This is a genomic window from Bdellovibrio reynosensis (genome assembly GCF_022814725.1).
Taxonomy (GTDB): Bacteria; Bdellovibrionota; Bdellovibrionia; order Bdellovibrionales; family Bdellovibrionaceae; genus Bdellovibrio; species Bdellovibrio reynosensis.
In genome coordinates this window covers 2741644-2764118 of record NZ_CP093442.1, presented here as the reverse complement: position 1 = coordinate 2764118, position 22475 = coordinate 2741644, and the positions used below count along the sequence as shown (strand labels likewise).

Below are 22475 nucleotides of genomic sequence, written 5' to 3'. Positions count from 1 at the left end.
GTTATCCACAGACCTGCTTAAAAAATGGGGTAAATGTGACACTAAAATTTAAGAATCTTAAATTAATGTAAAGGAGCCATCGCATTTTACGATGGCCCATTTTTTAGGCAAAACTATCTGAAAAGATCAGCAGCGGACGCTGCGGTTGCAGCCAAGGAACTTACATTTGAACGGTTGTTTTCAGCGGCTTGAGCTTGCGCTTGAGCAGTTGCTGCTACTTGCGCTGCTGCCACAGAAACAGGTGTTTCAACGATCGTTGGTTCAGGTTTGATGTCCAATGATGGTTTAAGAACTGGAGCTTGAGTTTTCTCAACCCCTGCAACGGCATTTGTCACCGGGAACAATTGAATGTTCAATTGGTAAACTCTTTCGCCTTTTTCTTTCATACGGGCGATAGAGTTATCTTTATGAAGATTTTTGCGCATTTGACGAAGCTTGAATTTAATTTCTTCAAACTCAGCTTTCGTTAACGACAACGTCAAAGTTCCAAACTCACGCTCAGTCGGTTGATCTTGATACAAAGACTCTAGGCCCAAGTACATTAACTGAGATTGAAGTTTACGAACAAGCGCTACCGGAACTTCTTCAGGCGATTCAATCAAGCTTCTGTTCTTTCTAATCTCACCCGTAGCTTCATCACGACGAAGCTCGCCAGAGGCGATTAAAGTTTCAAGAGCTGTTTCGATTTCGTCTTCCGACGCTTTTCCGCGCAAAAGTTTTTTCAATGACGAGGTATCAAAGCGAACACCTTCTTGGTCAACCATGGCATAAATCATCCATGTCACCCAGTTCGGAACTTTTTCCCAAGTCTTACGATCAATTTCACCAGATTTAAGTTTTGCACCTACACGGTGTTCACTTAATTTCTTAAGATACATGTTACGTTCAGCAGGATCCGTTGCCTGAGTAAAGTGCACAAGCAAACGGAACTCTTCAGTTTGATCCTTCATGAAGCCAAGGGCTTTACCAAATTTAGAAACCATATCGTCAGAAAGATTTCTCTTACCTTCGATGATCATTTTTAAATAGTTTGGCGATTTGATGTTCGCAGCCGCAGAAAAAACCGCGTAATTATAAGCTCTTAGAGAACCCTTTGAACTCTTACGCTTGAATTTATAGAAATCTCCGAGGAATTCGCGATAATTCATGTAATCAGCAAGAACGGGAGGTTTCGCCGAACCCATTGAAATTTCTTTGCCTTTGTTAAACTCTGGATGAACGTTCTGCATAGAAATCAGATCTCCTTGTACCCAAATAGTTCACCTGAAATAAATGATCAAAACAAGGCAATTTGTGCCGAAGAAGAGTTACCTTATTGCAAGGCATAAAAAAAGGACTCCAAAAACTGGAGTCCTTCGTGAATGTAAAATTCTGAAAAAACCTTTCTTAGTAACGAGATAAGCGCAAAGTGACCGCGCGAATATCAAGATCACCGCGAGTTACGAACACGATGCTATCAGCGCCTTGACCGAGTACGGCATTTTGTAGATGCACAACTTGTCTGTATCCACCGCGATTGATTTGCAGAGATGGACCTTGAGAGAAACTATTCACAAGTACATCAAGCAACGCAGAATCATAAACTGCAGTAGCATCAATCTCGATCGCTTCGATTCTGTAACCGCGATATCTATACATATCGATGTATTGAGTAAGATCTAAACGATCCGTTCCATAAAGACGGCGATAGATTCCTAAGTTCACTGTTTCTGTTTGATGATAATCACCGTGACCTGGGCGACCGGGTCTGCCAGGGCGATCTGGACGATCATTTCTATTTTCAGTTAAGTGAATAATCACAGTGTCTATTGCAGCATTCCCACGTACTTGCAATTGCAAGGCGCGGAAGTCTCTGCCAAGAACAGCACCATAGCGTGGGCGCAACTGAATGCGACCTTGCGGGGAAAAAGCACTGTCTTCTTGTCGACCATCAGCAAGCAATGCGATTTCAGCGCGAGGCCCACTTCGGCGCACATCAACTTCAACGGACTCAACCGTGTATCCGCGATATTGTTCTGTGATACCGGCTAAGTGACGAAGCTCTAAAGTTTCGTTGGCAAGACGGCGGTTAAGATAGATGATTTTTTGTTCTTGTCGGCCGGAACCATTTCCAAAGTCATCACGGCCGGGAAAAGAGTCACCGGGTTGATTAAAATCATCACCGGGATAACGGGGTCCTTCGTGCCGGGGTGTGCCTGGCGGTTGTCGTGGCCCCGGTACGATAAAAGCTTCAGCAGCTAAAGAAGTTAAAGTGATTCCAGCAAAAGCGAGCAATAAAGAATTTTTTAGAGTCATTGTGTCCCCCAATGGTTTTAAGTAGTTCCCCGAAAGCCTTCTAAAGCAACCGCCATACCAAGTTTTTTAGGAACACTTTGACACCAATAAAAAAGGCCCAAGATTGGGGATCTTAGGCCTAGGGGGGAAGGAACTATTGGGACTTTGGGATTTATTTTAAATTTTCGTCAGACAACTCAACGATCGGTTTAATCGTTCTCATGAACGTAACTAAGAACTGATCTTGAGCATGGCTGCCACGTTGTCTCATCTTAACAAGAATTTTCACTTGGCCTAAACCATTGTTAGCTACCATACGAGCTTCACCAACGGAGTTTGCATAGTTTAACTTAGCGCTGTTAAGAGAAATCAAATCTAGAGAGTCATCGTCTTCTTTGGCGATACGCGAAAGTTTCACGTTCACGCGGGTGCCAGTTTCTGGCGCAAGCAATGGACCAGCAAAACCTAGAAGCTCACCGTTTCTTGCTTTAATTGTTAATGCAACACCCGAACGGCCATTGACAACTTCCCAAGAATTCATCGTTACAGATTTAATTGTGTTATCGTGATTCAGTCTTTTAATGCTGGAGTGGACAAGTTCACGAATAACTAAATATTCTGGATTGTTTGAATACTCGCCCGGTAGATCAAAATGAACGTCTGCTTTAGAATTTCTAAAGACGATATTAGCGATCGCACTGTTTGGACTTTGACCAATCTTAAGTCTCGCGAAAGTAGTTTCACAACCGCCATCCATATCAAGACACTTAATTGTCCCGTCAACTGGACGAATACCTGTAGCAATTTCGCCATTAGCGCTAATCACCGTAGTTAATGCAGAAGCATATTCGTCTTCTGCTAGATAACCAGCTAAATTATAGACTTTAACTTCGCTACCCTCTTGAATTTTCAAGGTGACTGCCGTGTCTCTAGTTGCTTTATCAACAGTCATCTTTGCAGAAACGATCGAAGCCGCTGCTTCAAGGTTTAATCTGCGAGTATCGTGATTTACTTTTTGATTACGTGCTCTAAGAAAGTTCAACAGCTCATCTGTCGAAGTAGAAGTATAGTTCAAACCTTCTGCCGTTGTTCCACCCGTCAGTCTTTTCGAAAGACCTTTACGATCCACGTTTGAAGCATCGTTAGCTTTATAGTCTTCAGGCAATTGATATTTATCTTTAACCTCTGGGATTGAATCAACAACCGGTGGAACTTTATTTACCGGAGGAGGATTTAGTTCAGTTCCTTTAGGCTCAGGCAAACCGCCACCTAAGTTGCCAGTTGTATCTTGAGTTTCGGTTTTAGTTTGCGCTTTAACTGCGCCCGGACCGACAAGTTCTTTTTTCTTACCACATGCTGATAAGGCTAAAGTCGCCAAAAGCGCAGAAGTGATCACGGCGTGCTTAGTCATTGTTGGGAACATAAAAACCTCCAAATAAATCGTCGCTGTCCCAATAAGCAAGCACTGGGCCAGTTTTCGTCACCCCTCATCAGGCCTTGTATTGCGATTGGTTTAGGTTTTACACTCGGTTTTGGAAGGAATTACATGCGTGTACAACAATTCGGCGACTTGCTAGCGGATCCTAAAAGGCTTACTAAGCATCTAATAAAAGTGATCGTGATTTCTTTTATTTTTGCACTTATTGCGATGTACTTTCTTGATCAAAAAGTATCTGCATTTTTTGCAGTTCAAGAGGTAAAAGCATCGATCCGAGCTCCCGCTCGCTTCCTTACAGATTTCGCCTTAGCGGAATATTGGTTAATTTTGGCACTCAGTGTGTGGGCTTTTGCTAAATGGGTTGCTCCTCGCACGAAACTTTTTGATGGGTATGCGCAAAAAGTAGAATTCTTCCGTCGTTGGGGAATAAACTTTTTTGCCGCGCAAATTTTTGCTGGCATCGTCACCCATGTAATCAAGTTTTCAGTGGGAAGACAAAGGCCGCATAAGACCCCCGATTTCGATCCTTATGTTTTTACTCCAATGACGACTCACTGGCATTGGCATTCTTTTTCTTCAGGCCATTCCCAAGTCATCTTCACTGTGGCAACTATGATGAGCGTGGCTTTTCCAAAATTCCGTTGGTTCTGGATTCCGCTAGCAATTCTAATCTGTCTTACTCGGGTCGTAGTTCACGATCACTTCTTAAGTGACATTATTTTTGGAGCTTGCGTGGGGTATGTGGGAAGTTTGCTTTCTATGTTCTATATGCAAACTAAAACTAAAGCAGGACTTTATTAATTTGTTTCCGTAAGGAATTCCACGAGATATTGGGATTCCCTTAGTGCCTTCATAATATCTTTATAGTTCTCGGAATACTTTTCCACCAACCCCCAGAATCTGTCTGAGTGATTCATATGCTCTAGGTGAGCAAGTTCATGAATGATGACGTAATCAATTATTTCTTCAGCAAACACGATCAGACGCCAATTCAAGTTTATGGATTTTCTTGAAGTACAACTTCCCCAGCGAGTTCTTTGTTCGCGGAATTTAAGTTGTGCGGGATGCAGATTCATTTGTTCTGCCCAATACTTTACACGCTCCGACAGATGTTGAACTGCTTCGCGTTTATAAAAATGCCTAATTTCTTTTAAAGCCGTGGGGTGTTCTTCAATTAATGTTGTTGCGCTCCAGCTATTGCGCGGAATATGAAGCAACAAATTTTCATCAGTGACCGAAACGAAGGCTTTCTTATTTAACGTGATGACCACTTTCAATTTTCGCTCTTTACCTAAAAACGGAAAAGTTTCTAGAGATCTGATGCGTTTATCAGGAAACTTTTCTTCGATGGCGGCAAACTTTTCGAAGGTTTTTTCAATCCAATCTTTTTTAGACATCAAAAAGTCCACGATCATTTTCTGACTGGTACTTTTTGCTGCCATGACTTTGATGGGCTTCTTCGGATAGATGTATATAGAAACAGAACGGCGAAAATTTCGTCGATGCACTTCAACAGGCCATTTTGCGAATAGGAAGGTTTCTTTACCGCTCATCAAGTCAGAGAATGACTTATGCCAGCTTCAGTGGCAAGTTTGTTAACTGATAGTGAGCTGTTTTCAAAATTATAGGTGCTATGGATAAAAATGCTTCCTTCTACGATTTAAGCCCTGAAAAGGTTCTGCAAGCTGCAGAAGCAGCGGGCTTCTATCCGACCGGCGAATTCACTCAGCTTAATTCCTATGAAAACCGCGTGTTTGATATTAAGTTAGAAGAACTTCCTTCGAAGGGCTCACTAACTAAAAACGTCATCGCAAAATTTTATCGCCCCAACCGGTGGAGCAAAGAAGCTATCGCCGAAGAACACGAATTTTTACTTTCTTTGCAAGCGGAAGGCATACCCGCAGTCGCCCCGCTTTTACAGGGTCGTGATTCGACTATTTCGGAAGCAGACGGCATGTATGTGACTTTCTTCCCAAAAGTTTTAGGAAGAATGCCGCAAGAATTCTTGCAAGGTGAGTTGCAAAAAGTGGGACGTCTGATGGCGCAAGTTCACAATGTAGGTGCAAAAAAATCAGCTCCTCACCGTCCCATCCTTGATACAAGTTATTATGGTGGTTGGATTACCTTAGATGATTTACAAAACTGGATCACCCCAGAACTGCGTGATCGCTATACCATAGCTGCTGAAGATATTCTTTTTGCTATCGACGATAGCTTTGATACTTCAGAATTTATCCGAATTCATGGTGACTGCCATAAGGGAAATCTTTTAAACAACGGCAAAGAATTTTTCTTAGTCGACTTTGATGATTTCGTAAACGGTCCCGTTATCCAAGATTTTTGGATGCTTTTATCAGGTGATAACGAAACTTTGGATGAAGAAAAAATGCAAATCATCCAAGGTTATGAAGAGCTGCGCGAGTTTCCTGACCATCAATGGTCATGGATTCCACTTTTGCGTGGTTTAAGAATTATATCCTACGCTGGTTGGATTGCAAAACGCTGGGATGATCCGAGCTTCCCGCGCTTGTTCCCTGAGTTTAATACTTATCGCTACTGGGCTGAAGAAGTTGAAGCCTTAGAAAAAATCGCCTGGCAGATCCGCTAGGTTCATTTATACCTAACAACAAAAACTAATAACTTATCCACAATCCCAATGTGGATAAGATCCTTTGCTATTGCAGTTTCTAGAGAACTTTAGTGCTGCATTTATTTTTTGTAAAAAATGAAATTATCTTAAATAAAGTATTTGAAAAAATCATAAATAATCATTTATTATCATTATTAATGAGTTTACTCAGCCCTTCCCTTGAAGCCTTCTGGGCCGTTGTCAAAGCTGGCACGGTCCTGGAGGCGGCTACTTTAGTGAATCTCACCCAGACCGGGGTGACTCAAAGAATCCGGAGCTTGGAAAAGCAACTGGGTGTGACGTTATTTACCAGATCCAGAAAAGGCATGCGTTTAACCGCAGAAGGCGAAGCCCTTCTTCGTTACGTGCAGGCAGCAAGTGATTTAGAAGGGGAAACTCTTTCTAATCTCAGTGGTAAAAGCGCGACAGCCGTGACAGAAGTTTGTATTAGCGGCCCAACAAGCATCCTTCGTTCACGCCTGGTTGAGGAAACAGGTAGCGTACTAAAAAAATACCCGCAACTGCGCTTGCGTTTTGATTTCAGTGAAGACGGCGATGTTTTAGGAAAATTAAAATCAGGTTTTGCTCATATTGGTATTTTGCCGAAAGCTGATCTTGTTAAAGAGTTAAGCTCAAAGCCGCTTAATAGCGAACGCTATCTTCTTTATGGATCTACAAGATGGAAGAAAAGAAAGTTCGAAGACATTCTAGAAAACGAATCCATCATAGATTTAAAGCCGGAAAGCTCACTGACATTTGATCTTCTTAAAAAGAACAGAGTCAGTAAATTTTCCAAACACCGTCACTTCGCAAATCATCTTGATTCCATCGTCACACTGGCCGAGCAAGAAGCAGGATACTGCGCTTTAAGTGAAGAGTTTGCGAAACCCTATGTTAAATCCGGATCTCTGTTCTGTTTAAATCATTCTGTATGCCTAGAGCGTCCGATGGTGATGGCTTGGTATGGTCGTTCAGCAATGGCTCCTTATTTTAAAAATCTGATTGATGTGCTTTCGAAAAAATAAAGTTCCAAGATGGAACTGATTTTCTCTCTACATTTCAATCATTTCAGTTTACTTTTTTAAGTTTCTCTAAGATATTAGCGATCACTCTATTGAAAGGAGGCCATCATGGTTATGATGTCGATTGAAAATCATATTAGTTCTCAGTGTGTATACGGAACAGACGTGGCCTCCACCAATCAATTCTAAAGCACCAAGTTCTAATTCATTTAAAAAACTTGAACTTTACCTAAGATCGATAAAATCGATTTGGTTTTATTTTTCTTAGTCTTTAACCCAAAACAATTATTCAACTCTTGCGTGAGCTCTGCACAACGGCCTTTGTCGTAGCGCTTTCGCAAGCATTATCAATCCTGAGGAGGAAGCTATGAACGCACTATTGCGTAAGAAAAAAGAATGGGAATTCCAGAACGAGCGATACTTATTAAAGCTCGTTGAAACCTCAGCTGATATGTCGATTGAAAGCGTAAAAAAGGCCGGTCTACTAACAAGCTTCCTCGTGTACCTAGTGTACAAAATCTTAGGAGGAATGCTTGCGATAGCATCTGCTATGTTCAGAGGACCGCTACTGGTACGCTACTCTGCTCCAGAAAAAATGTATGAGCAGGTTGAATTATCGACTTATCAACTTGAGTCCCGCATCCGAAACCCTTTTATGCAAGGGTAATTCATTAAGGGAGATCCCACGGGGTCTCCCTTTTTTTATTTTCCGATATCGCCAACAACAATTGAGTGCCAAACTCCCCCGACTGCATTACCTAAATCATCACCAACAGAGCGATCATAGGCGTAGGTATAAACCGGGCGACCCTCGTAGGTGAGTTGTTGTCGACCATTCATTCTTATGATTTTTCCTAAAGGTCCACTTAAGCTTGCCGCATCCTGATCAGTAAGCAAATAAGGCGGCCACACTTCGGCACAATCCCCGTTGCAGGCTGGAACTGTTTGATTTAGATCCGCATCGAAAACATAAAGGGTTCTTCGGTATGCATCGGCTACAAGTTGCTCGCCTTGAGAGTTTGTCACGAGTGACGTCAAAGTTGACGCTGAAGCCACTAATGAAATGAGTGATAAACAAAGAACTGCAATGAAGATAATAAAAATTTTCACGGGGTCCCCCAAATTTATAAATATCCTGGGGAGCGGTACCATCTAAGTCTAAATAAATTCAAGCCCGTTGTGATGAATCACCACATTAGCAAAATTCAATATTCTTCATTCTGCCCTTAGTTGTCTCGGTCGATCCACATGGCCCATGGAACAAAAATCCACATTGCTAAAGCAGGTGCTGCAATCATAATTCCTGTTGCTTCACTTGGTGGAGGCGGTCCAAAGGAAGCAAAGCCAAAGATAGTTAGTAAAAAGGCAGCGAAGACAGCTAAGCCTATTTTTCTCGCCGTTGTTTTTGGCGGATATGATTTAAGATAAATAAAAACCCCGACAAAGAAGAATAACAATTCAACAAACACCGTGGCAGGGATTGAATTCCACAATCCCAGACCGACTTTTTGGGACAAATCATCGGTGATTGGTAGATCAGGACGGTGGGAAATGTAATCCAGTATCCAATGACTGAAAACCACCGCACCCAAAATCACCGCGCACAATTTCTTAGGGTTTACGAGAAAATAAACAATGGCTGCAAGAGCAGAAAGAAGAAGGCTCCCCACCAAACTGTGCGAATACGGATAGGATTCGAAATTTAAATAATTATAGGCGGTCGCTCCTGGCTGTACAGAAACTTTCTCAATTCCCAATAACACTAACATTGGCCAAACAAGGTCCATCAACTGACAGCCAAGAACCAAAGTCCCTAAAGAAATTTTGGGTGCAATCTTTTTGGCAGCAAAGGCGACTCCAAAGTGACTTAGGAACATGGGTAGATTTCTCCTTTGGCTTGAAGGAAAAACATAACCCTATTTAAGTTCCTGCGACCAGCAATTTGTGACCGACCTTGTCATTACTGGGTCTAGAGTGGGTTTGACAGATTTTCAGGCTATTTTTCTTTGAAACAAAAGCCTGTTCATTCTATATTCCCAGAGCTTTTAGCAATCAAAGAACAAAGGACCCGACCTATGAATAAAATCAAAGTTGCCAATCCCGTCGTTGAACTCGATGGCGATGAGATGACAAGAATCATCTGGAAATTCATCAAAGAAAAACTAATCCTTCCTTACCTAGATATCGACATTAAGTACTACGATTTGGGCATGGAACATCGTGACGCTACCAACGACCAAGTAACTGTTGATGCTGCTGAGGCGATCAAAAAGTACAACGTAGGTATCAAGTGCGCGACTATCACTCCTGACGAAGCTCGCGTAAAAGAATTCAATTTGAAACAAATGTGGAAATCACCAAACGGCACTATCCGTAACATTTTGGACGGTACTGTTTTCCGTGAACCAATCATCTGCAAAAACGTACCTCGCCTAGTTCCTAACTGGACAGCACCAATCTGCATCGGTCGTCACGCTTTCGGTGATCAATACCGTGCAACTGATTTCGTGACTAAAGGTAAAGGTAAATTGACTGTGACTTTCCAACCTGAAAACGGTGGCGAAACAATCACTCACGAAGTTTACAACTTCAAAGGCGACGGCGTTGCTTTGACTATGTACAACACTGACGAATCCATCACTGGTTTCGCTCGTTCGTGCTTCAACCAAGCTCTTTCTAAAAAATGGCCTTTGTACCTTTCTACTAAGAATACAATCTTGAAAAAGTACGATGGTCGTTTCAAAGACATCTTTGAAGAAATCTACCAAAAAGAATTCAAAGCAAAATTCGACGTTGCTGGCATCACATACGAACACCGTTTGATCGATGACATGGTTGCATCTGCTTTGAAATGGAATGGTAACTTCGTATGGGCTTGTAAGAACTACGACGGCGACGTTCAATCAGATACCGTTGCTCAAGGTTTTGGCTCTTTAGGTTTAATGACTTCAGTTCTAGTGACTCCAGACGGAAAAACAATGGAATCTGAAGCTGCCCACGGAACAGTGACTCGTCACTACCGTCAGCACCAACAAGGTAAACCAACTTCTACAAATCCAATTGCTTCTATCTTTGCTTGGACTCGTGGTCTTGAGCACCGTGGAAACTTGGATAACAACACTGATCTAGTGAAGTTCGCTCAGACTTTAGAAAAAGTTTGCGTAGAAACAGTTGAAGCTGGCTACATGACTAAAGACCTTGCAGTTTGCATCTACGGCGACAAAGTTCCTGCAGACAAATACATGAACACTGAGCCGTTCCTTGAAAAGCTTGATTCAAACTTGAAAAAAGCTCTTTCAATGTAATTAGATTTTTAAATCTGATTCCCAAAAAGCCCTTGGATAAAACCAGGGGCTTTTTTTTGACCTTGGCCTGTGCGACGAAATACCTATTCATTAAAAACTCGATAATCGCCTGACTTAAGACAGCTGTATTTCACCACTCCCGTTTAGAAGCTGCTAAGGACAACATATAATTAAGAAAACAAAAGAGGTGGCTAATGAAACTCTTAATAGTTTTATTCCTATTCCTTGCTGCGTTTTCTTTAGAAGCAAAACCCTTAGAAACCGTGATGTACGTGGATCTAGCAAGATACCAAGGCACCTGGCACGAAATCGCCTCCATCCCTCAATTCTTCCAAAGAAAATGCGTTAAAGACACAACCGCTGAATACACTGTGCTATCAAGAGAAGAAATTAGAGTTTTAAATTCCTGCACAACTGAAAAAGACGAACGCATAGTTGCTGAAGGCCGAGGAAAAGTAGTTGAACCAAAAACCAACGCGAAACTAAAAGTCACCTTCGCCAACTTCAAGGACAAATACATTTATCTGCTAGCAGGAAATTATTGGATCATTAAATTAGACGACGATTACCAAATCGCCGTAGTAGGGCACCCTACAAGAAAATACGGATGGATCCTTTCAAGAACCCCTGGGATTCCCGACGACACACTCGCTGACTTAACCAGATTCCTAGAAGATCGGGACTACGACACCTGCGACTTTTTTACGACCCCACAAGAGGGCGGCCTGACAGAAAAAAGAAAATTGTGTGACATAGGAAAATAAAAAAGCCCAGCCGGAAAACGACTGAGCTCCATAGATTTTCAAATGTAGAAAACTATTTTACTCGAACCTTAACTTTGTACTTCGAAGTCGAAGAACAAGTAGACTCCATAGCCACAGTAGTACAAGTCATCTTCCCGCAGCTTAAAGAAAGAACTTGGTTTTCTTTGTTAAGATCTTTCGTTTCAGCTTTCCAATCAGCACAAGCCTTTTTCCAATTAGCACGAGCCTCTTTCAAAAGCGGAGCCGCCTCCCCTTCAAGTTCATCTTCGTTAGTGACGATTTCAAATTCACGATCGGTGTTGCGACCTTTTTTAACTTCAATGGTAGTAGAAGATTCACCATCAGCAGGAATGTCTTTAACCCCAATAGTTTGAGCAGAAGCAAGAAACGGAAGAATGATCAAAGCGCAAATAAGGTTTTTCATAAGATCTCCTTTAGAAAAAATCCTATCATCGCAAAATAAAGCACTCCCATCAGTAACGCGCTGTAGACCCAAAAAAGAAGCAGGCACCTTCCGGTACTGCGAAGTGCCAAAGGCACCAGCCTACCCTCGAGGGCGCATAGCGCACGAGCAAACCGCGAAGTGCGCCAAGCGCACCAGCCAGAAACCCTGCTCAGATGGAAGCAGTTCTATCTGACGGAACTTTCCTACGAGGACCTCGGTTCCATCGAGGGAATCTTTGGAGGTAAATTCCTGTTGGTCGGCCTTCGCGGGGCCTGGATGGCCCTCCCCGAAGGGGAAGCGACGAGGCCTGGAAGGCCGTGCCGATCAGCAGGAATTTACCTCCAAAGATTCCCTCGATGGCACAGAGAGTTATCGAATGAAACAAGCCCCCGAGTCAGGTAAACCTGCCCATGGCCGGGTCCCATACAATAGCGCCCTTGACGAATCCGCTAGGTCCGGAAGGAAGCAACGGCACTCGAGGGACTATGTGATATGGGGTGCTCGGCCACTTTTTTGTTCTGACTAAGTCAGAATCAAGTCTGCTACGTAGGGGTAATTTTGTCTTATCAGGTGATTGCACGCAAATGGCGTCCACAATCTTTCACTGACGTCGTCGGGCAAAATCATATTACCCAAACTCTGACCAATGCTCTGAAAAATGGCCGCCTTCCTCACGCACTTCTTTTCACAGGTCCTCGTGGTACTGGTAAAACTTCCTCTGCGCGAATCTTAGCTAAGGCCCTTCGTTGCCCGAATGCTCAAGGTTTTGTGCCATGTAACGAGTGTTACTCTTGTAAAGAAATTGCGTCGGGTTCTAGCGTTGACGTGATCGAAATCGATGGAGCTTCCAACAACGGTGTTGATGCCATTCGTGAACTTCGCGAAACCGTGGCATTCATGCCTTCAAGTGGCAGCTACAAAATCTACATCATCGACGAAGTTCACATGTTGTCGACAAGTGCCTTCAATGCTCTTTTAAAAACTTTAGAAGAGCCACCAAGCCATGTGGTTTTCATTATGGCGACAACTGAAGTGCACAAAATCCCGCAAACGATTTTGTCGCGCTGTCAGCGTTTTGATTTTAGAAGAATTTCCACTCGCCAAATCACGGAAAGATTAAAACTGATCTGTGATCAAGAAGGCGTTTCAGCTGAAGATGAAGCTTTGTGGGTGATCGCCCGCCAAGGTGACGGTTCCATGCGTGATTCGCAAAGTTTATTAGACCAAGTGATCACGTTTGCAAATGGTGCTCTTACTCGCGCGAACGTTGTCGAAATTCTTGGTCTTACTGATCGCGCGCTTTTATTTGAAACAGTAAACGCCCTGATCGATCGCGACTCCCAAGCAGTTTTAAAAGTGATCGAAAAAATCGCCGCTGCTGGTTTTGAACCGCATTTATTCTCTCAAGATCTTTTAGAAATGATCCGCAATCTGTTGTTGGTGAAGGTTTCTGAAAGCCAAGCGGGTCAAATTTTAGAAATGCCTGATTCTGAATTACAAACTTTAACTGAAATGTCGCAGAGACTTTCTGAAGAAGACATTCACATGCTCTTCGACATGGCTTTAAAGGGCGGTAACGATATTCCCCGTGCCCAAGATCCAAGAATCGTTTTAGAAGTGACGCTTTTGAGAATGGCTTCTGCCCCTAAGCTTGTTGATTTGAAAACTTTGTTACAGGGCGGTCTTCCATCTTCTCACAGCGCAGGTGGGGCCAGGCCCTACACTCCGCCGGTAGCTCCTGCCGTTAAAGGACATCGCAGACTGAATGAATCGCAAAAAGTCAGTGATGCCCCTGCAGGATTAGAGGCGATGAAAGCAGCTCTGGATAAAAAAGCTGCGGCTCCTAAAACAACTCCACAACCAACAAAAGCTGAAGCCCCTGCGAGTGCAGAAGCATCACCTAAAGTGGCAACAGGAAGCACTCCTGCTGAAAAATGGGTGAACTTTGTTGAACTGATTCGCCAAGATGATGCTCTGTTTGCTGCGAAGGTTGAAAATTTACTTTTTGCGAAAGAAGAAGGAAAGCTGATCAGCCTTGGCGTTCCTGCAAAATTAGCGTTTTTAAAAGAGCAAATGGCTGACCCGCAAGTGCGCAAAAAACTTCAAGGATTTATTGATTCGTACTGGGGTGGTGGGTATTCTTTTGAGGTATTAATGACACGCGATCAAGTCGGAGAATCTGCTCAGGCTTTGCAGCAAAAAAAGGTGCAAATGGCTGAAGAAGATCTTCGCAATAAGATCGCTGAAAACCCTATGGTGAAAGCCGCCCAAGATGTTTTCAAAGGGCAAATCAAATCCATAGTGGACACTAAGCGCGACGGCGCAGGGAGATAATATGAAAGGCATGCCTGGTGGAATGGCTCAGCTGATGAAGCAAGCCAATCAAATGCAAATGAAAATGAAAAAGGCTCAAGAAGAGCTTTCTAAGAAAGAATATGAAGCTTCTTCTGGTGGTGGGGCTGTAAAAGTTAAAGTAAACGGCGATCATCTTCTTACTTCTTTGACTATCGATGCAGAAGTGTTGAAAGCTGGCGACGTAGAAATGCTTCAAGACATGATTTTGTCTTGCACGAACGAAGCAATCAAAACTGCCAAAGATACATCTTCAAAAGAGATGGAAAAAATCACTGGCGGCATGAATATTCCAGGGATGTTCTAGTTGTTACACATTGGCGCTTTAGAAAAATTAGTCCATGAGTTGAGCCGTCTTCCCGGTATCGGGCCAAAGACTGCTCAGCGCTTGGCTTATTTTATTCTAAAGACCAATAACGACTACCCTGAGCATTTAAGCGAAGCCCTTCTTCGCGTAAAGGCAGAGATCCACGAATGCCCACGTTGTTTTAACTACACGGATTCAGATCTTTGCCGTTATTGTGAAGACGCTCACCGCGCTGACGACTCAATCTGTGTGGTCGAAGAACCTGCTGATATCATGAGAATTGAATCTTCGGGCGCTTTCCGCGGTCGTTACCATGTTCTTCACGGAGCTATTTCTCCGCTAGAAGGCATTGGTCCCCAAGAATTGAAAATTAAAGAACTAATTGAGCGTATCGACGAAGGAATCAAGGGCAACGGCCCGGTGATTAAAGAGGTTATCCTAGCGTTGGATGCCGATCTTGAAGGCGATACGACCATTTTGTACTTAGCAAAGCAACTTCAAGGGAAAGGTTTGAAACTTTCTCGCATTGCCCATGGAGTTCCTATTGGCAGCGACATCGATTTCATAGATGATAGAACTATGGGTCGCGCCCTGCAAAACAGAGTGGAGCTGTAATGTCCTTTATTAACTACAATGCTAAAGAAATTCACTGCAAAGTTGTCTATTACGGTCCTTCATTGGGCGGTAAAACAACGAACATTCAGTGGGTTTACCAAAAAACGGCTGAGGATCAAAAATCCAAGCTGGTGGCATTGAATACCGACATTGAGCGTACACTGTTCTTTGACTTCCTACCTTTGAACGTCGGTGAAATCCGAGGCTTTAAGACGCGCTTTCACTTATATACTGTTCCAGGTCAGGTTGTTTACGATGCATCAAGAAAGCTGATCCTAAAAGGTCTTGATGGAGTCATCTTCGTCGCTGACTCGCAAATTGAGCGTATGGATGAAAACTTAGAGTCTCTAAGAAATCTAGAGCGCAACCTTGAACAACAAGGCTATGACATCCGCGAAATCCCTTTGATCATGCAATACAATAAGCGGGATCTTCCAAATGTAGCTTCTTTAGCTGAAATGAGAAGCGCCCTAAATCCTTACAATGCCCCTGAAATCGAAGGCTGCGCATCTGAGGGAAAAGGTGTATTTGAATCGCTTAAAACTGCTTCTAAATCTATTATTAACGTCCTTAAAGGCGGAACTACGCTTTAGAAACACGAACGCTTGAGATTGGGAGGGAGCTCTTTGCTCTTCGGACAGTCCTCGCTCGTGATTTTTCTCGTTTTTTACTCGGCTTTTGCCCTCGTCTGCGGAACTTGATCAAAGATTTCCCTCCCAATCTCAAGCTCTGTGCTTTAAATCGTTTTTAGCATTAAGAAGAAATTCGAGAAGTTGGCAGTTTTAGCTTCTTCAACAGAGAAGTCTTGTTGGGTATGGCTTTTGGGCTAGTCAAAGGGGCTATTTCGGGAGTATATGAGCCCTCTCAAGGTTTGTTTTTGATAGAATGAAACCTTAAAGGGATTGGGTTATGGCTTACGATATTGTGGCTGATATTCAGCGACTTAAAAAAGAAAAAAACGCAGTCATTCTTGCTCACTACTATGAAGACGGAGACATCCAAGATGTGGCCGACTATGTGGGCGACAGTTTTTATTTAGCTAAGATGGGGCAACAAGTTCAGCAGGATACAATCTTGTTAGCTGGTGTTGTGTTCATGGCTGAAAGTGTGAAGATCTTAAATCCTACTAAGACTGTTTTAGTTCCTGATATGGAAGCGAGCTGTTCCCTTGTTAAGGGTGCGCCCTATGACAAGTACCTAGCTTGGCGCCAACAATATCCAGATGCGGTTGCTGTGACCTACATCAACTCTAGCGCCGAAGTTAAATCCATCTCTGATGTGATCATCACTTCTTCCAACGCTCAGCAAATCGTTGAATCAATTCCTAAAGATCGCAAAATCCTATTTGGCCCAGATCAACACTTGGGTCGTTGGTTATCTAAAAAACTAGGTCGTGACTTTGAATACTGGAATGGCGCTTGTGAAGTGCACGTTCTATTTAATGCAAAACGCCTGGTTGAATTGATCGCTCAACACCCAGATGCCGTCGTCATCGCGCATCCAGAGTGTGATGATTCCGTTCTTCAGTACGCAAGCGTGATTGGCTCTACCTCTCGCCTGCTGGAAGAAGTAGAAAAAAATCCAGCAAAGAAATTCATCGTGGCAACTGAAACAGGAATCTTCCATCAGATGCAAAAAAAACGTCCCGATGTTGAACTGATTCAAGCTCCGGTTCTTGATTCTGGCTGTTCATGCAATAACTGCCCTTACATGAAGATGAACAACATGGAAAAAATCAAATGGGCTTTAGAAACTTACAAGCCAGAAGTAAAACTTGATGAAGCTTTACGCCTGAAAGCCAAAGTTTCCTTAGACCGCATGATGGATATCACTAGCGGCAAACAAGTCTCTTGGCCTGAGGCATTCACAGTTTAGTCTTATACGGGGACTTGTTATGACTCTTTCAAAAAGCGTTATCGAGTCCCTGCAAAAATATCTGCAAAATTCTGATTTAAATATTTATACAGACGAATGCTGGGGATCAAAAAACCCTGGGCATCGTGAGCTTATTCACAGCTTCCGCAGTTCCTTGGGTCTTACCGAAAAAATCTTTTCATCCATTTCCCATTGTGCGGATGTGGGAGTCTTAGCTAGCTGCACTTTCCCAATTGGTGTTGATGTGGAATTAAAAACCAGAGTGTCTGAAGCCGTGATAGCGCGCATTTCATCAGAGGGTGAACTTCACGCTGCTCCATCCTTTTCCGCTTTGTGGTGCGCGAAGGAAGCCGCTTTCAAGGCTCTAAAAACCTTCGAACAGCCCTCGGTAGTCTCTGCAATTACTGTAGGGGACTGGCAAAAAATTGATTCTCATCTTGAGACATTCAAATTACTGAACGCCGCAAACTTCAATTCTCCCTCTGAAAATAGAGGCGTATGCATTCACACCGACACTCACTCTTACAGCTTTTTTATATTTCACTCTTAACTTTGGTCCAGGACTGCCGAAGAGTTTAGTAAGAAGGATATTGAACTCTTTAAGGTAGGTAAAAATGGGAAGCACAAAAACAAATCGCAGAGTGGCTCCAAGGAAAGAAGTCTCTCCCATTCATATTTCATATCTCACGTCGCTGGATGACTTTGCAAAAATCGCAAAGAATAGTGAGATCGTAGAAGCTTCATCAACGGGACTTTTGCTTTTGATAAAAAGAGAAGATTTAATCCCGCAAGCTTTACGCAAAAATCTGACTTTAGATGCTTTGATCGGTGATCGTGTATTCATGCATCTTGAAGAAATGAATCTGGAAGTTTCAGGTATCATCACACGAACGCAGCTTTTAGGTAAAAAAGGTTTCTATGTGGCTGTTGATTACAGTGATGAGGCGCCAGAGTACTGGCGTGAATGTCTGATGGATTTATTGCCGAATCCAGGCGAATTGGATTAATTAAAAAGGGACCTCGCGGTCCCTTTTTTTATTTACGGAATATATCTTAGCACTGGGTTCGCCAAGCCAGGAACAGTTGTCGCAAAAACTTTAAAGGTCATAACTTTTCCAGGAACTTTGCTATTCGCAACCCAAGCACTTGGCGCCGAAACCAGAGTCGGCATTCCTTTGTAAGTCACCTCATAGATGCTCATTATATTTATCGAGATTTCAGCAAGAGTCGTAGGCTCACTAGGATGCATTCCGCGATCCATCCACGCACAGTAGCCTTGGGGTAAGCTATCAGTATATTTCGTTGGTGACTGCTTAAACGACATCCAAGAAAGCACATTGCTTGAATTTAGAGATCTCCAAACAGCACCCATATCGGACATTTTGCACTTAAGTTCATAAGTAGTATTTGCAGATGCGATCGAACCGAAAAAAACAAAAACTAAAACGGCGCCTAGAAATTTCATAAGGACACCTCCTTCATAGGAAGCAAGTACCCTTTAATCCGTCACCATTCAAATTTCATTAGGGAAATCTAACTAAGCTAAATCAACGAAGGCTGGCAAACCCTTTTCAGACACAAGTGCCACCGAATAATGTGGCGGCAAGAACCAGCTGATCGCTTCAGCGATGCCTTGATGCTCTCTGGTTGGTGGGTTGCCTAGTGATTCTAAAGAGAATGCCAGATCGTAGTGTTTACGATCCATGCTCATCACTAGAATTTTTGGACGATGAACACCTTGGTCTCTAAAGAATTCTTTTAAGATGTTACGAACATATTGTGGAAGATAATGGGGCGCCGGCGGACCCGCATGAAGTTTTTGACCTTCCTGTAGTTCCAATGTTCCAACGGGGCTTTCTTCAGCGGTTCTATAGAACAAACCTGTTTCTTTAAAATGCCAAAGCATGCCGTAAGTAAAAACATAATCAGGATAGTCTTTACGAGGGTTCACAACTAAGCCCACGCCTTTTAGTGCTGTCCACTGCATGATCTTATTTGCGGATTCTGTAGCGTCAGGCCCAGTTTCAGCCAAAAGATATGGCCAGTTATCAGGTCCTTTTTGAGGAGCATCATGAAGAAGCTTTAGGTTTCCCTTCGTCACTGCCATGAAAAAATCGATTTCCCATTGATGGTCACGTTTTTCGTCAGGGATGTTCACTAAATCTAAAAGTTCCATGGTGGGCTCCAAATAAAAAGGCAGGTACCAAAATACCTGCCTTTTCTATGCCCCTTTTTAAAAGAGGTCAAGACTGTGTCCGTCGAAGTAAAATCTAGTATTCTTCAACAATCACAAGGGTTTTATAGCCACGCTCATAACGAACCTGGCCATATTGGTCGCGAAGAGGTTGCCCAGTTTTAGTATCCAGTACTGGGATGTGGCCTCTGTCTGCTGCAACAACAGTCGCATGAATTTGGTAAATAGTATTTTTATGAACGCGCACACAACCAGAAGAAGCGCGTTGGCCTAACATAGCCTCGCCCGCTGATTCACCGCCAGAAAGATCTGGTGGCACTTGGTGAACTGCTAAACCGCGTTTTTCATTAAAGAACATAGCGTAAGGCATTTTGAATTTGCTTTCGCCTGATCTGTAGTTTGGTCCTTCAATGCGTTTAACAGAATAAAAACCGCGAGTCGTGTGTCTCCAGTGAGAAGAAGTAGCACCTTTAAAGATTTTGTTAACTACACCACGAACTGCACCGATTTTTTCGATGTCTTCGCGACCCGTAGAAACATCCGTTGTAAGGATCAGTTGGCGGTTTGTGTAAAGACGAAGTGTTTGCGCCGTTGGACCTTTAGCAGCTTTGTTGATCACGATGACGTTCGTGTATTCGTTAAGGTAGGTATTACCTTTAAAGTAAGCGGCTTCGTTGAATAGACGCCCTACTGGAGCTTCATAAGTATCTTCAATCATAAGATTCTTTTTTGATTGAGCGAACGATTGAACCGAAAGCAACATTGCCACTAACAAAAGAGAGAAGACAGTAACTAGTCTTTTCATGAACGATAACTCCTGCAATTCACGAATTGCGAAAATTCTATTAATTCAAGCCGGAGGAGGTTTAACAAAATCTTTTCAAACCGCGTACAAATTTTGGTCACGTTGTAACAAATGGCCTGTCAGAAAAAATTTTCCCAATGACCTAAATGCTCTGAAAGGACCAGTTAACTAGCTAAAATCGAAGGGCTTTTCCCAGACCTAAGAACAGAATCCCGAGCCCTCCTATTCATTTAAAGCCACTTTATGTCGATCACTTTTGAGGCTTAAGGAGTTTATTATCGTGGCATTTCTAAGGTACTTTTCATTCGCAGCGATCTTCGTGTTGGGACTTGTTCTGACTCCTGCAGCTTTAGCGACCGCTAATCCTGAGCAACTCCGCGCCCTTAAAGACAAATTAGCCCAAGAATCCCCTAAGGGTTCATGCCTTTCATCTTTACCTTTAGCTCGTTCTATTTATGCCCTTGATGCCAAAGACCTAGCAGCCTTGCAAACCATCGCAGAGTGCACGCAATCAGAACAAAGCATTGGTCGGTATGCTTCTGAAACAAAACAGATCTTTGAACAATCTAAGATCCTATCCATCGTTCCAAAGTTATTGGATATGGCGCAGGTCAAAGACCTGGTGCCGATCCTGCGCGAAGTGGAAGTGAAAAAGGATAAAGACATCTCAGACTATCTGATGATCAATGAGATCTATGAGCGTTTGGGAGATCCAGAAAAACAGATCAGCACTTTGCAGGAAGCTATCAAAGCCGCGCCTGGCGATCCTCGTCCGCTATTGATGTTAGCTTCAAAACAATTTGAAAGCGGACATCGTGATGAGGCTGAAGGCTTGTTTAAAACCTACATCGAAAAAGCAGCAGACCATCCGGGCCGTATTTACTTGATGGCCTATGTGTTGGCATTAGTTTATCCAACTGCTCTTAGTATTTCGATCGTTGCTTTGATTTGGATGTTGGGACTTGTTCTAGCGTACAGAAAAATTCGCGCTTTCAGTGACTGGCAAGAATTCAATATCGGGATGCCGCTGATTATTCTTTTTATTCCGCCATTACTAGCATTCCGCTTCTGGCAAACTGGCAAAGCCTTACCAGTAGGTGCTTTACTTTTGGTTGTCGCAGTTCAAGTGTTCTTACTTTTCAAACCATTGTTATCGATGGTGTACTCCCCGATTTTTAAATTTATCGGTAAGTTATTTTATTTCGTGTTGAATGGTACGTTATTAGCTAAAAAACTGCAGCAGATGTCAGCGGGAACAAGAGTTCTCATTTCTTTCACAACACTTGTCGTGTTAGGAACGATTGCGCCGACAATTGATATCCCAGATTTAAAATACGGTATCATCACTTTCTGTTCGTTAGTTCTATACGCAACAATCGGTTCGTTGATGGTGAGCTTTCTGCATTCACGCCAAAGTCTTTCTGTATCTTTGCGCTGGATTGGTATCGCAGCGACATTCCCGTATCTGATTTCTTACTTTGTTTCTAACTGGGCAACGTTAGGCGCTCCGTTACTAATTGGCCAAATGCCATCCGCAAAAGTGGTAGATGGCTTAGTTAGCTACTTAGTTTTCTGGGGAGTTTCTCTTTTCTCTGCTTTGCACTTAGGAAAAATTATCGCCCAAGCCTTCACTCAACCTCTGACTGAGATGATGGAAAAAGTAGCGATGATTGAAAAAGGTCAATTCGACACAAAAGTAAGAGTCTTTTCCCAAGACGAAATCGGTCACCTAGGTCACGCGATCAATCGCATGGGTGCGGGATTAGAAAAACGTGAAAAGATCGAAAAGACTTTCAGAAAATACGTAGATCACCAAGTGGCAGATAGAATTCTAGATGGTTTAGAAACAGAAATGCGCATCGACGGTCAAAGCGTAGATGCAGTTGTGATGTTCGCCGATATCCGTGGCTTCACATCGCTTTCTGAAAAGACGAGCCCACAAGAAGTCGTAAAAATGTTAAACCACTTCTTTGAACGCATGGTTAAAATCGTTCAAAATCACGGCGGAGTTATCGATAAATTTATTGGTGATAACTTAATGGCCGTTTGGGGCGTACCAAACTCAATTGAAAACAAAGAACAAAAAGCAGTCGACGCAGCTTTAGAGATGTTAAGACAAGTAGATAGCATCAATGAAGAACTAAGATCCCAAGGCTTACCAGAGATCGGCGTGGGCATCGGCTTAAACACAGGCTTAGTAGTAGCAGGCAGTATCGGCAGCTCAGACCGCATGGAATATACAGTGGTAGGTGACACGGTAAACACCGCACAGAGAGCGGAATCCACAGCAAAACGGCAACAATTAGTGGTCACAGATAAAATGTACGAAAAGATAGGAACAAAGTTGGTTGCCACTCCCCTTGAACCAATAAAGGTAAAAGGAAAAGAGCAATTACAACAGTGGTGGCATGTCACTGATGTAAATAGCTCTCAAAGATATGCAAGCTAGG

At 43.0% G+C, this 22475-nt stretch carries 24 protein-coding genes and 1 other RNA gene; 15 read left to right on the top strand and 10 right to left on the bottom strand.

Annotated features, from left to right (window positions below):
* Positions 1-113: 113 nt before the first annotated feature.
* The 3 genes from MNR06_RS12950 to MNR06_RS12940 all read right to left on the bottom strand — a co-directional run bounded on the left by MNR06_RS12950 (position 114) and on the right by MNR06_RS12940 (position 3697).
* The gene (locus MNR06_RS12950; protein ID WP_243536726.1) at positions 114-1229 is read right to left on the bottom strand and encodes a TIGR02147 family protein; all 1116 of its coding nucleotides are present in this window, start codon (positions 1227-1229) and stop codon (positions 114-116) included.
* Positions 1230-1386: 157 nt separating this feature from the next.
* On the bottom strand, positions 1387-2295 hold the full coding sequence (locus MNR06_RS12945) for a hypothetical protein (protein ID WP_243536724.1): 909 nt from the start codon (positions 2293-2295) through the stop codon (positions 1387-1389).
* 151 nt (positions 2296-2446) lie between these two features.
* Positions 2447-3697 carry a hypothetical protein gene (locus MNR06_RS12940; RefSeq protein ID WP_243536723.1) on the bottom strand — a complete coding sequence of 417 codons (1251 nt, stop codon included), beginning with the start codon at positions 3695-3697 and terminating at the stop codon, positions 2447-2449.
* Positions 3698-3820: 123 nt separating this feature from the next.
* Here MNR06_RS12940 and MNR06_RS12935 point away from each other — a divergent pair, with 123 nt between their 5' ends.
* On the top strand, positions 3821-4513 hold the full coding sequence (locus MNR06_RS12935; RefSeq protein WP_243536721.1) for a phosphatase PAP2 family protein: 693 nt from the start codon (positions 3821-3823) through the stop codon (positions 4511-4513).
* Here MNR06_RS12935 and MNR06_RS12930 read toward each other — a convergent pair.
* On the bottom strand, positions 4510-5265 hold the full coding sequence (locus MNR06_RS12930; protein WP_407933182.1) for a M48 family metallopeptidase: 756 nt from the start codon (positions 5263-5265) through the stop codon (positions 4510-4512). The two genes, MNR06_RS12935 and MNR06_RS12930, sit on opposite strands and share 4 nt — an antisense overlap.
* 80 nt (positions 5266-5345) lie before the next feature.
* Here MNR06_RS12930 and MNR06_RS12925 point away from each other — a divergent pair, with 80 nt between their 5' ends.
* The 3 genes from MNR06_RS12925 (at position 5346) to MNR06_RS12915 (ending at position 8030) form a co-directional block, all read left to right on the top strand.
* Positions 5346-6320 carry a serine/threonine protein kinase gene (locus MNR06_RS12925; RefSeq protein WP_243536717.1) on the top strand — a complete coding sequence of 325 codons (975 nt, stop codon included), beginning with the start codon at positions 5346-5348 and terminating at the stop codon, positions 6318-6320.
* A gap of 179 nt (positions 6321-6499) precedes the next feature.
* Positions 6500-7366 carry a LysR family transcriptional regulator gene (locus MNR06_RS12920; protein WP_243536715.1) on the top strand — a complete coding sequence of 289 codons (867 nt, stop codon included), beginning with the start codon at positions 6500-6502 and terminating at the stop codon, positions 7364-7366.
* A gap of 364 nt (positions 7367-7730) precedes the next feature.
* A complete protein-coding gene (locus MNR06_RS12915; RefSeq protein WP_243536713.1) occupies positions 7731-8030 on the top strand; it encodes a hypothetical protein in 300 nt (99 codons plus the stop codon).
* Between the two features lie 35 nt (positions 8031-8065).
* Here the strand turns inward: MNR06_RS12915 and MNR06_RS12910 are convergent, their stop codons facing one another.
* Both MNR06_RS12910 and MNR06_RS12905 read right to left on the bottom strand, forming a co-directional pair.
* Positions 8066-8473: a COG4315 family predicted lipoprotein gene (locus MNR06_RS12910; RefSeq protein WP_243536710.1), complete on the bottom strand. Its 408-nt coding sequence runs from the start codon at positions 8471-8473 to the stop codon at positions 8066-8068.
* A 116-nt stretch (positions 8474-8589) separates the two neighbouring features.
* Positions 8590-9240 (bottom strand): hypothetical protein, encoded by a 651-nt coding sequence (locus MNR06_RS12905; RefSeq protein WP_243536708.1) that lies wholly within the window; start codon positions 9238-9240, stop codon positions 8590-8592.
* Between the two features lie 198 nt (positions 9241-9438).
* Here MNR06_RS12905 and MNR06_RS12900 point away from each other — a divergent pair, with 198 nt between their 5' ends.
* Both MNR06_RS12900 and MNR06_RS12895 read left to right on the top strand, forming a co-directional pair.
* The gene (locus MNR06_RS12900) at positions 9439-10668 is read left to right on the top strand and encodes an isocitrate dehydrogenase (NADP(+)) (protein ID WP_243536706.1); all 1230 of its coding nucleotides are present in this window, start codon (positions 9439-9441) and stop codon (positions 10666-10668) included.
* A gap of 194 nt (positions 10669-10862) precedes the next feature.
* On the top strand, positions 10863-11432 hold the full coding sequence (locus MNR06_RS12895) for a lipocalin family protein (protein ID WP_243536704.1): 570 nt from the start codon (positions 10863-10865) through the stop codon (positions 11430-11432).
* A gap of 52 nt (positions 11433-11484) precedes the next feature.
* On the opposite strand, the gene MNR06_RS12890 is transcribed toward MNR06_RS12895, so the two are convergent.
* Positions 11485-11856 carry a hypothetical protein gene (locus tag MNR06_RS12890; protein ID WP_243536702.1) on the bottom strand — a complete coding sequence of 124 codons (372 nt, stop codon included), beginning with the start codon at positions 11854-11856 and terminating at the stop codon, positions 11485-11487.
* A gap of 433 nt (positions 11857-12289) precedes the next feature.
* Here MNR06_RS12890 and ffs point away from each other — a divergent pair.
* From ffs to MNR06_RS12850, 8 genes are all read left to right on the top strand, one after another.
* An RNA gene (ffs, locus tag MNR06_RS12885) (signal recognition particle sRNA small type) lies at positions 12290-12387 on the top strand.
* A gap of 48 nt (positions 12388-12435) precedes the next feature.
* The gene (dnaX, locus tag MNR06_RS12880; RefSeq protein WP_243536700.1) at positions 12436-14211 is read left to right on the top strand and encodes a DNA polymerase III subunit gamma/tau; all 1776 of its coding nucleotides are present in this window, start codon (positions 12436-12438) and stop codon (positions 14209-14211) included.
* Position 14212: 1 nt separating this feature from the next.
* A complete protein-coding gene (locus tag MNR06_RS12875; RefSeq protein ID WP_243536698.1) occupies positions 14213-14536 on the top strand; it encodes a YbaB/EbfC family nucleoid-associated protein in 324 nt (107 codons plus the stop codon).
* Positions 14537-15151, top strand: coding sequence for a recombination mediator RecR (recR, locus tag MNR06_RS12870; RefSeq protein WP_243536696.1), 615 nt, complete (start codon positions 14537-14539; stop codon positions 15149-15151).
* Positions 15151-15744, top strand: a complete 594-nt coding sequence (gene mglA, locus MNR06_RS12865) for a GTPase MglA (RefSeq protein ID WP_243536694.1) — start codon at positions 15151-15153, stop codon at positions 15742-15744. Before recR ends, mglA begins: the two co-directional genes overlap by 1 nt.
* Positions 15745-16060: 316 nt before the next feature.
* Positions 16061-17026 (top strand): quinolinate synthase NadA, encoded by a 966-nt coding sequence (gene nadA, locus MNR06_RS12860; protein WP_243536692.1) that lies wholly within the window; start codon positions 16061-16063, stop codon positions 17024-17026.
* Positions 17027-17045: 19 nt separating this feature from the next.
* On the top strand, positions 17046-17576 hold the full coding sequence (locus MNR06_RS12855; protein ID WP_243536690.1) for a 4'-phosphopantetheinyl transferase family protein: 531 nt from the start codon (positions 17046-17048) through the stop codon (positions 17574-17576).
* A gap of 64 nt (positions 17577-17640) precedes the next feature.
* A complete protein-coding gene (locus MNR06_RS12850; protein WP_243536688.1) occupies positions 17641-18033 on the top strand; it encodes a hypothetical protein in 393 nt (130 codons plus the stop codon).
* Between the two features lie 32 nt (positions 18034-18065).
* Here MNR06_RS12850 and MNR06_RS12845 read toward each other — a convergent pair whose 3' ends face one another.
* The 3 genes from MNR06_RS12845 to MNR06_RS12835 form a co-directional block, all read right to left on the bottom strand.
* Positions 18066-18491 (bottom strand): hypothetical protein, encoded by a 426-nt coding sequence (locus MNR06_RS12845; protein ID WP_243536686.1) that lies wholly within the window; start codon positions 18489-18491, stop codon positions 18066-18068.
* A gap of 72 nt (positions 18492-18563) precedes the next feature.
* Entirely contained in the window at positions 18564-19202 is a 639-nt protein-coding gene (locus tag MNR06_RS12840) for a hypothetical protein (protein ID WP_243536684.1), read from the bottom strand.
* A gap of 94 nt (positions 19203-19296) precedes the next feature.
* Positions 19297-20025, bottom strand: coding sequence for a L,D-transpeptidase (locus MNR06_RS12835; RefSeq protein WP_243536682.1), 729 nt, complete (start codon positions 20023-20025; stop codon positions 19297-19299).
* Between the two features lie 280 nt (positions 20026-20305).
* Between MNR06_RS12835 and MNR06_RS12830 the strand changes: the two genes are divergently transcribed.
* Positions 20306-22474, top strand: a complete 2169-nt coding sequence (locus tag MNR06_RS12830; RefSeq protein WP_243536680.1) for an adenylate/guanylate cyclase domain-containing protein — start codon at positions 20306-20308, stop codon at positions 22472-22474.
* Position 22475: the final 1 nt, after the last annotated feature.